This window comes from Brevundimonas sp. CURTG3B2_SDJG (assembly GCF_057364705.1).
This window is the reverse complement of the sequence record NZ_JBNFOJ010000145.1, coordinates 1-7,530: the sequence shown is the minus strand read 5'-3', so window position 1 is coordinate 7,530 and position 7,530 is coordinate 1. Positions and strand designations below refer to the sequence as shown.

Genomic DNA, 7,530 nt, shown 5'->3' with positions numbered 1-7,530 from the left:
GCCCAGCGCCTGGCCCTGGTCCTGCGCCAGCGCCGGCAGGGCCTGGCCGTGATGGAGGCCGCGCGCGGACCATGGAGGAGCGCGCCCGCTACATGCGGGACCTGGCGGCCGCCTTGCCGCTGGACGCGGAGGACCGCGCCGGCCTGCTCGTGGACGCCACCGACCTGGAGCGAGAGGCGCAGGAGCTCCGGACCCAAGCTCGCACGCTGGCCGCCAAGGATCCCGCGAGCCTTCAGCCCCTCACTCCCCAGGAGGAGCGCGAGTTGTTCGAAGGCCTGCAGCAGGTCCTCGCCGCCGGCGCCGAGTTGAAGGACAAGGACAAGAACAAGAACAAGACCGGCGTGCAGATCGACGCCAGCGGGGCTCTGCGCACCGACGACGGGTTGCAACGCGAGGCCAGCGGGGCCGTCCGCATGCCCAACGGCGTGCAGCTGGACGCCAGCGGCGCCGTCCGCACCCCCAGCGGCGTTCAGATCGACGCCTCCGGCGTGGTCCGGACGCCGGTCCAGGTCGCGGTCGACGCGCCCTACGTCGCCCCGCCGGCGCCGGCCGCGTCGGAGTTACAGGAGGTCGCGGCCCACGTCGCGGAGCAGCAGGCGATGGCTCTGGAGCAGCGGCGACAGGCGCTCGGGAATGCGCGAAGGGGCCAGCCAGATGGAGGCCGCCGCGACGGCGACGGAGCTGAGCGCCCTCACGGCGCCCGACCCCAGCCGCCAGGGCGAGATCCGCGCCCGCGCCGCGGACCTGCGACGACAGGCCTCCGATCTCCGGCGAAGAGCCGGGGAGATGGAGCAGGGCGCGCCCTGATCCCCGCTCCTCCCTGATCCTTCCCTTCTGACCTCCGCCTTCCAACCCAGACCCGACGCCGCCCACGGCGGCGACCGCCCCCGGCTTGCCTGACGGCAGGACCCTCGAAAACCCGAACCTGGAGACCCTCGATGCGACCCCTCGCCATCGTTTGCGGGCTGCTGCTCGCCGCCTGCTCGACCCCCGCCCCCGCCCGGACGGCCCCGCTCCCGCCCTTGGCCCGGGTGCCCTACGCCGACCTGAACCTGCGCGAGGAGAGCGACCGCGCCCGCCTGGTCGAGCGCGTCGCCGAGGCGGCGCGGGATTACTGCCGCGGCCACGCCGAAACGGTGGTTCCCCCGCACCGGCGCGGCGATCTCAACTACTGCCGCGCCAGCATGCGGATCCAGATCGCGTCGGCCATGCCGATCCCGGTCCGCCGCGCCTACGACAGCGGCTGGCGCCGCCGGCCGTGAGCCAGACGTCCCGAGACCCGGAGGGCGGCGGCGTTAGAACCGGCGCTTTCCGGTGACGGTCTCGAAGAACATCCGCCAATCGCCCATCAGGCTCCACAGCGGATATTTGAACGTCGCCGGCTTGTTCTTCTCGAAGAAGAAATGCCCGACCCAGGCGAAGCCGTAGCCGACCACCGGCATGGCCAGCAGCCATAGCGGGTTCAGGGTCGCGATCGCCGTCGCCAGGACCACCAGCACCAGGGCCGATCCGACGACGTGGATCCGCCGGCACGTCCGGTTGGAGTGCTCGTGGATGTAGTAGGGATAGAAGGCCGAGAAGCTTTCGAAGCGTCCGCCCGCCGGCTCTTGCGTGGTCATGGCGCGACGATGACTCCATGCGCGGCCGTGGGCAAGCTCAGGCCCTCCGCAGGCGCGCTTCGCGGCCGTGCTTGTCGATCCGGCCTCGACGAAACCTCCCCGCGCGCATCGCGCTTAACCCGTGGGCGTCCGGCCCATCCGCTTCACCCGAGCCTGGAACGGCGAGCGACCGCCTCGCGGGCTAGCCCCAAATAGGAGATTTCCGATGCGCTTCCTCGACATCACGGTCATCCCGGTCCCCGTCGCCAACAAGGCGGCCTATCTGGAGCATTCCCGCAAGACGACGCCCTTCTTCAAGGAACAGGGCGCCCTCGGCGTCACCGAGACCTGGGGCGAGGACGTGCCCGAGGGCAAGCTGACCGACTTCCGCAAGGCCGTGGCCCTTGAAGACGGCGAGACGGTCGCCGTCGGCTGGATCACCTGGCCCGACCGGGCGGTCCGCGACGCCGCCTGGGAGACACTGATGAGCGACGAGCGCATGATGGGCATGGACATGCCCTTCGACGGCAAACGCATGATCTTCGCGGGGTTCGAGGTGCTGGTGGAGGAATAGGGCCTCACCCTCCCTTCGCCTGGGGCCTGTACCGCAGGGCCTCGACCAGCACCGCGAAGGCCGGCGTCGGCTGGCGGCGGCTGGGATAATACAGATGATAGCCCGGGAACGGCGGGCGCCAGTCCCGCAGCGCGGGGACAAGGCGCCCCTGGGCGATCAGCGGCGCGGCCTGGTCCTCCATCACGAAGGCCAGCCCCAGGCCGGCCAGGGCCGCATTCAGGACCAGATCCATGTCGTTGAAGACCAGCGGGCCGTCGACGCGCGCGTTCAGTTCGCGCCCGTCCTTCTCGAACTCCCAGGCGTAGAGCCCGCCCAGCGTCGGCAGGCGCAGGTTGATGCAGCGGTGGTCGGTCAGGTCGTGCGGGGTCCGCGGGACCGGCCGGCCGGCGAAATAGCCGGGCGAGCCGACCACGACCATGTTCACCTTCGGCCGATCGGGACCGCGATCATGTCCTTGGCCACCAGTTCCCCCAGCCGCACGCCGGCGTCGAACCGCCCTTCGGCCAGATCGACCAAGGTGTCGTCGGTCGCCAGCTCCACCCGGATGTCGGGATAGCGCGGCAACACGCGGGCCAGGGCGGGCCACAGGACGGTGTGGGCCGCATGCGCGGTGCAGGTGATGCGGATGTTGCCGGACGGCCGGTCTCTCAGCTCGCTCAGCGCCTCGATGCGGGCGTCGATGTCGTCGAAGGCGGGCCGAAGGGTCGCCGCCAGCCGCTCCCCCGCCTCGGTCGGCGCCACGCTTCGCGTCGTGCGCACCAGAAGGCGCAGGCCCAACCGCGTCTCCAGCCGGCGCACCGTATGGCTCAGCGCCGACTGCGACGTCCCCAGCCGCGCCGCCGCCCGGGTGAAGCTGCGCTCCTCGGCCACCGCCAGGAAGGCCGCCAGGTCTCCCAGTTCGTCGCGCCGCATTGATGAACTCCATTCATAGGTTCATGTGGACAATAGCCCCTAATCGCCTTCTCGCGCACGGCCTAGGTTGCTGGCGTCACGGAAGCGGCCCGGCCGCGTCCGCCATCTCCGTTTCCCGAAAGATCATGAAGACCATCGGCTACGCCGCCCAATCCCCCGACGCCCCCCTGGCGCCCTGGACCTTCGACCGCCGCGAGTTGCGCGCGGGCGACGTCGCCCTGGAAATCCAGTACTGCGGCGTCTGCCACTCGGACCTGCACCAGGCGCGCAACGACTGGGGCTGGTCGACCTATCCCGTCGTCCCGGGCCACGAGATCGTGGGCGTGGTCACCGCCGTCGGCCCCGAGGTCACCCGCTTCAAGGAAGGCGACCGGGTCGCCGTCGGCTGCATGGTCGACAGCTGCCAGCACTGCGACCAGTGTGAGAAGGGCGAGGAGCAGCTCTGCCGCCACGGCAACACCCAGACCTACAACGGCCGCGACCGGGTCACCGGCGAGCCCACCTACGGCGGCTATTCCAAGCATCTGGTGGTGCGCCAGGAGTTCGTCCTGTCGGTGCCCGACGCCCTGGACGTCGCCCGTGCGGCGCCCCTGCTGTGCGCGGGCATCACCACCTGGTCGCCGCTGAAAACCTGGGGCGTCGGTCCCGGCAGCCGCGTCGGCGTCATCGGCCTGGGCGGCCTGGGCCATATGGCGGTCAAGCTGGCGGTCGGCCTGGGCGCCCACGTCACGGTGCTGAGCCGCTCGCCCGACAAGGCCGCGGACGCCGCCGAGCTGGGCGCCCACGCCCTGCTGGTCTCGACCGACGAGGCGGCGATGCAGGCCGCCGCCGACAGCCTGGACCTGATCATCGACACCGTCCCGGTCAAGCACGACCTGAATCCCTATCTGCGGCTGCTGGACGTCGACGGCACGCTGGTGATCGTCGGCCAGTTGGGGCCGGTGGACGAACTGTCGACCCTGCCCCTGCTGCTGGGCCGCCGACGCGTCTCCGGCTCGCCCATCGGCGGCATCCGCGAGACCCAGGAGATGCTCGACTTCTGCGCCGAGAAGACCATCCTTCCCGACGTCGAGATGATCCGCATGGACCAGATCAACGCCGCTTTCGACCGCATGGAGCGCTCGGATGTCCGCTACCGCTTCGTCATCGACATGAGCTCGCTGGAAGCGGCGGCGTAAGGACCCGAACGGCCGTTGCGCCTAGCGCAACGGCCGTCCCGCTTGAGCGATACCCGGCCGGTCGGGCCTGCGCCTATTCGAGCCCCCGTCATTCGGGGGATATCGAAATGAAGACCTGCCTTGTCGCCGCCGCCCTCGCCGCGGTCGGAACCTCGGCCCACGCCCAGGACCCTTCGGCCGCGGCGCTCGACGAGATCATCGTCACCGGCACCCGCTCGCCCGGCCGCGCCGCCCTGCAGGCCTCCACGCCGATCGACGTCGTCTCCGCCGAGGCCCTGGCGGCGACGGGCTATCCGGACCTGAGCCGGGCCCTCAACACCCTGCAGCCGTCCGTCAACTTCGCCCGGGCGGCGACGACGGCGACGGCGGCCAACACCCGTCCGGTGACCCTGCGCGGCCTGGCTCCGGACCAGACCCTGGTCCTGGTCAACGGTAAGCGGCGTCACGCCAACGCCATCCTGAACGTCAACAACAGCATCGGGCGGGGTACGGCCGGGGTGGACCTGGACACCATCCCGGAGAGCGCCATCGCCCGGATCGAGATCCTGCGCGACGGCGCCGCGGCCCAGTACGGCTCGGACGCCATCGCCGGCGTGGTCAACATCATCCTGAAGTCCGACGCCTCGGGCGGCCGATGGGCCGTCGGCGCGGCGTGACCGGCGAGGGGGACGGCGAATCCTGGTCGACGGGCGGCCATGCGGGCTTCGTGCTGGGCGACGGCGGGCATCTGACCCTGGCCGCCGAGGCGCGTCGCCAGGCCGCCACCAACCGCGCGCTCGTGGACCAGAGGTTCGACCGGGTCACCTATCGCATCGGCGACCCCCAGACCTCGATCCAGAGCGTCGCCTTCGACGCCGCCGTCCCCCTCGGCGAGTTCGAGGCCTACGGGTTCGGCACATTGACCCACAAGGTCTCCAACAACGCCGCCGGCTTCCGCGTGCCCGGCTTCTCGCCGGTCTGGCCGAACGGCTTCCTGCCGGTCATCGAGCCCACCATCTGGGATGCGGGCCTGTCGGCCGGCGTACGCGGGCCGGTCGCCGGGTTGGAGGCGGACCTGAGCCTGACCTACGGCTCCAGCGAGGCCGACTTCGAAGTCCACGACACCGCCAACGTCACCCTGGGGGCCGCCAGCCCCACCCGGTTCGACTCCGGCGGCGTGACCTACCGCCAGTGGGTGACGGACCTGGTCGTCTCGCGCCCGCTGGAGGTGATGGCGGGCGGAAACCTGGCCGCCGGCGCCCAGTTCCGCCGTGAGACCTACGCCATCCGCAACGGGGAACCGGCCGCCTACACCGGCCTGGGCGCCGACGGCTTCGCGGGCTTCAATCCCCGCAATCCGACCGACGCCGGGCGCAACGCCTACGCCGCCTTCGCCGACCTGGAGCTGCGCCCGACCGACGCGGTCTTTCTGGGCTTGGCCACGCGCTACGACCGCTACGACGACTTCGGCGGCCAGACGACCTGGCGCGCGACCGCGCGCTGGGACCTGTTCTCCGGCCTGGCGATCCGAGCCGCGGCCGGCACGGGCTTCAAGGCCCCCTCCCTGCAGCAGCAGTATTTCAGCGCCGTCCAGGGCGCGACCTCGGCCGGGCGGCTCGTCACCGTGGGCACCCTGCCGGTCTCCGACCCCGTGGCGCGGGCCCTGGGAGCCGGCGACCTGAAGGCCGAGCGCAGCCGCAACGTCGGGTTCGGTCTGGTGGCCGGGCCGTGGCGGGGGCTGACCGTCACCGCCGACGCCTTCCGGATCCGGATCCAGGACCGCATCGCCCTCAGCGAACAGCTGGGCGGCCCCGCCGTCGTCGCCATCCTGACCGGCGCCGGCATCACCAACTTCCAGCAGGTCCGCTTCTTCACCAACGCCGTCGACACGACCACCGAGGGGTATGAGATCGTCGCACGCTGGCAGGGCGACCTGGGCGACCGGACCCGCCTGTCGCTGAACGCCGGCTACGGCCGCTTCGAGTCCGAGCTGGACGTCCTGCGCCCCAATCCGGTCCTGCCCAACCTGCCCCTGCTGAACACCAAGTCGATCCTGTTCCTGACCGCCGCCCAGCCCAGGGACAAGTTCACCGGCCAGGCCGCGCTGACGCATGGGCCGCTGACCGTGCAGCTGTCGACGGCGGTGTTCGGGGACTACACCTCGGCCCCGCTGGTCGCGACCCAGACCTTCGACGGCGGCCACACCGTCGACCTGCTGGCCGCCTACGAGATGCGGCCCGGCGTCCGGATCGAGGCCGGGGTCCAGAACCTGACGGACCAGCGCCCCGAAGGCATCGCGGACCAGCACACCGTGATCGCCGCCACCGGGGGCAGCTTCCCCACGGGCGAGGAGACGCCGCTGGGCCTCAACGGGCGCAGCTTCAACGTCCGCCTGTCGGCGGCGTTCTGACCATGGACCGTCGCCGCCTGCTGTCGGGCGCCATGGCGCTGGCGGCGCCCGCTTCGTGGACGCCGGCCGCGTCCAGGCCCAGGACGCGGTTCCGCGCCTGGACCACGATCCCTTCCCGCTGGGCGTCGCCTCGGGCGAGCCGGCGACGGACGGGTTCGTGATCTGGACCCGGGTTCCCGGCTTCGACCGGGATCTGCGGCTGGCCTACGAAATCGCCGAGGACGAGGGCTTCGGCCGCGTGGTCCGCACCGGAACCGTCCCGGCCCCGCCGCGCGCGGCGGCGCCGTCCATGTCGAGGTCGGCGGCCTGACGCCCGGACGACCCTGGTTCTACCGGTTCCACCTGGGATCGGCCGTGAGCCGCACCGGCCGGACCGCCACTCTTCCGGAGCGTCCCGACCGCCTGCGACTGGCCCTGACCTCGTGCCAGCATTGGGAGCACGGCTGGTTCTCGGCCTACGCCGACATGGTCGCCGCCGGTCCCGCCGCCGTGCTGCAGGTCGGCGACTACATTTACGAGAAATCCTTCGGCCAGGGGCCGGATGTCCGCGCCTTCGGGTCTCCGCCGCCCTTCACCCTGGACGACTACCGGGCCCGCCACGCCCTCTACCGCACCGATCCACACCTGGCCGACGCCCACGCCGCCCTGCCCTTCATCGTTTCGTGGGACGACCACGAGGTGGAGAACGACTACGGCGCGGACCAGGGCGGGGTCACCGCCGACGGCCCGGCCTTCCTCGCGCGGCGCGCGGCCGCCTACCAGGCCTATTTCGAGCACATGCCGCTGCGGCCCAGCGCCCTGCGGGCCGACCGCGGGGTCCGCCTGCACCGCCGTTTCGCCTTCGGCGACCTGGCCACGGCGCATGTGCTGGACACCGCC

General features: G+C 71.6%; 11 protein-coding genes. 8 read left to right on the top strand and 3 right to left on the bottom strand.

What is annotated here, in order from left to right; genetic code table 11:
• Positions 1-71: 71 nt before the first annotated feature.
• Together AC2W7C_RS10900 and AC2W7C_RS10895 are read left to right on the top strand one after the other, a co-directional pair.
• Positions 72-824, top strand: a complete 753-nt coding sequence (locus tag AC2W7C_RS10900; RefSeq protein ID WP_486001465.1) for a hypothetical protein — start codon at positions 72-74, stop codon at positions 822-824.
• A 114-nt stretch (positions 825-938) separates the two neighbouring features.
• Complete coding sequence (locus AC2W7C_RS10895) at positions 939-1,262, top strand: UrcA family protein (RefSeq protein WP_486001464.1); 324 nt, start codon at positions 939-941, stop codon at positions 1,260-1,262.
• Between the two features lie 33 nt (positions 1,263-1,295).
• Here AC2W7C_RS10895 and AC2W7C_RS10890 read toward each other — a convergent pair whose 3' ends face one another.
• Positions 1,296-1,619, bottom strand: coding sequence for an Mpo1-like protein (locus AC2W7C_RS10890; RefSeq protein WP_486001463.1), 324 nt, complete (start codon positions 1,617-1,619; stop codon positions 1,296-1,298).
• A gap of 205 nt (positions 1,620-1,824) precedes the next feature.
• On the opposite strand from AC2W7C_RS10890, the gene AC2W7C_RS10885 reads away from it, so the two are divergent.
• Positions 1,825-2,172, top strand: coding sequence for a DUF1428 domain-containing protein (locus AC2W7C_RS10885; RefSeq protein WP_486001462.1), 348 nt, complete (start codon positions 1,825-1,827; stop codon positions 2,170-2,172).
• A 4-nt stretch (positions 2,173-2,176) separates the two neighbouring features.
• Here the strand turns inward: AC2W7C_RS10885 and AC2W7C_RS10880 are convergent, their stop codons facing one another.
• The gene (locus AC2W7C_RS10880) at positions 2,177-2,590 is read right to left on the bottom strand and encodes a LysR substrate-binding domain-containing protein (RefSeq protein ID WP_486001461.1); all 414 of its coding nucleotides are present in this window, start codon (positions 2,588-2,590) and stop codon (positions 2,177-2,179) included.
• Between the two features lie 2 nt (positions 2,591-2,592).
• The gene (locus AC2W7C_RS10875) at positions 2,593-3,084 is read right to left on the bottom strand and encodes a LysR family transcriptional regulator (RefSeq protein ID WP_486001460.1); all 492 of its coding nucleotides are present in this window, start codon (positions 3,082-3,084) and stop codon (positions 2,593-2,595) included.
• Between the two features lie 125 nt (positions 3,085-3,209).
• On the opposite strand from AC2W7C_RS10875, the gene AC2W7C_RS10870 reads away from it, so the two are divergent.
• The 5 genes from AC2W7C_RS10870 to AC2W7C_RS10850 form a co-directional block, all read left to right on the top strand.
• A complete protein-coding gene (locus AC2W7C_RS10870) occupies positions 3,210-4,262 on the top strand; it encodes an NAD(P)-dependent alcohol dehydrogenase (RefSeq protein WP_486001459.1) in 1,053 nt (350 codons plus the stop codon).
• A 107-nt stretch (positions 4,263-4,369) separates the two neighbouring features.
• The gene (locus AC2W7C_RS10865; protein WP_486001458.1) at positions 4,370-4,918 is read left to right on the top strand and encodes a TonB-dependent receptor plug domain-containing protein; all 549 of its coding nucleotides are present in this window, start codon (positions 4,370-4,372) and stop codon (positions 4,916-4,918) included.
• A complete protein-coding gene (locus AC2W7C_RS10860; protein ID WP_486001457.1) occupies positions 4,897-6,651 on the top strand; it encodes a TonB-dependent receptor domain-containing protein in 1,755 nt (584 codons plus the stop codon). The genes AC2W7C_RS10865 and AC2W7C_RS10860 overlap by 22 nt, the downstream gene beginning before the upstream one ends.
• A 55-nt stretch (positions 6,652-6,706) precedes the next feature.
• Positions 6,707-6,961: a PhoD-like phosphatase N-terminal domain-containing protein gene (locus tag AC2W7C_RS10855; RefSeq protein WP_486001456.1), complete on the top strand. Its 255-nt coding sequence runs from the start codon at positions 6,707-6,709 to the stop codon at positions 6,959-6,961.
• Positions 6,962-7,005: 44 nt separating this feature from the next.
• Positions 7,006-7,530: alkaline phosphatase D family protein (locus tag AC2W7C_RS10850; protein WP_486001455.1), on the top strand; the 525-nt coding region annotated here is incomplete at its 3' end.

What these genes read in the sequence shown, in the direction of transcription:
- AC2W7C_RS10875 (WP_486001460.1), bottom strand. Translation starts at nt 3,084, where the DNA reads ATGCGGCGCGACGAACTGGGAGACCTGGCGGCCTTCCTGGCGGTGGCC.
- AC2W7C_RS10880 (WP_486001461.1), bottom strand. Translation starts at nt 2,590, where the DNA reads ATGGTCGTGGTCGGCTCGCCCGGCTATTTCGCCGGCCGGCCGGTCCCG.
- AC2W7C_RS10865 (WP_486001458.1), top strand. Translation starts at nt 4,370, where the DNA reads ATGAAGACCTGCCTTGTCGCCGCCGCCCTCGCCGCGGTCGGAACCTCG.
- AC2W7C_RS10860 (WP_486001457.1), top strand. Translation starts at nt 4,897, where the DNA reads ATGGGCCGTCGGCGCGGCGTGACCGGCGAGGGGGACGGCGAATCCTGG.
- AC2W7C_RS10900 (WP_486001465.1), top strand. Translation starts at nt 72, where the DNA reads ATGGAGGAGCGCGCCCGCTACATGCGGGACCTGGCGGCCGCCTTGCCG.
- AC2W7C_RS10885 (WP_486001462.1), top strand. Translation starts at nt 1,825, where the DNA reads ATGCGCTTCCTCGACATCACGGTCATCCCGGTCCCCGTCGCCAACAAG.
- AC2W7C_RS10890 (WP_486001463.1), bottom strand. Translation starts at nt 1,619, where the DNA reads ATGACCACGCAAGAGCCGGCGGGCGGACGCTTCGAAAGCTTCTCGGCC.
- AC2W7C_RS10870 (WP_486001459.1), top strand. Translation starts at nt 3,210, where the DNA reads ATGAAGACCATCGGCTACGCCGCCCAATCCCCCGACGCCCCCCTGGCG.
- AC2W7C_RS10895 (WP_486001464.1), top strand. Translation starts at nt 939, where the DNA reads ATGCGACCCCTCGCCATCGTTTGCGGGCTGCTGCTCGCCGCCTGCTCG.